The organism is Acetomicrobium sp. S15 = DSM 107314 (assembly GCF_016125955.1).
Taxonomy (GTDB): domain Bacteria; phylum Synergistota; class Synergistia; order Synergistales; family Thermosynergistaceae; genus Thermosynergistes; species Thermosynergistes pyruvativorans.
Genome location: NZ_JADEVE010000130.1, coordinates 1 through 344 on the forward strand (window position 1 = coordinate 1; position 344 = coordinate 344).

The 344-nt window shown below is 50.0% G+C and carries 2 protein-coding genes; one reads left to right on the forward strand and one right to left on the reverse strand.

Annotation, left to right across the window (positions count from 1 at the left end):
- Positions 1 to 181, reverse strand: a 181-nt coding sequence (locus tag EZM41_RS14590; RefSeq protein ID WP_446697808.1) for a lipid II flippase MurJ, incomplete at its 3' end; no start/stop codon positions are given.
- Between EZM41_RS14590 and EZM41_RS14595 the strand changes: the two genes are divergently transcribed.
- Positions 175 to 246, forward strand: a complete 72-nt coding sequence (locus EZM41_RS14595; RefSeq protein WP_198469542.1) for a 4Fe-4S binding protein — start codon at positions 175 to 177, stop codon at positions 244 to 246. The two genes, EZM41_RS14590 and EZM41_RS14595, sit on opposite strands and share 7 nt — an antisense overlap.
- Positions 247 to 344 lie beyond the last annotated feature (98 nt).

The following is a 344-nucleotide window of genomic DNA, read 5'->3' on the forward strand; positions in this document are numbered from 1 at the left end:
CAGCGAGGGAAACCAATATTAAATAGGGCATGAGAAGGCGAGTCAAGTTCGTCGCCAAGACGGCATCCTGCCCCTTAAAGCCGGGGGCTATAAGAAAGACCAGGTAAGGCGCGAAGATAGCCACAACTCCCAAATAGGCAGAACAGATTATAAAAGAGATAAGAGGTGAATAATATGGCAGTTTATATAGATAAGAATCTGTGCAAAGGGTGCGGACTGTGCATCCACTTTTGCCCGTGGTCATAGATCTGATGGCCGATCCTTACGAGGAGCTGGTGGAGGGCCGATCTACGATAGAGCAGGTCTTGGAATTGGAAGAGCGGCGGTTTGCGCGCACGCTCGAA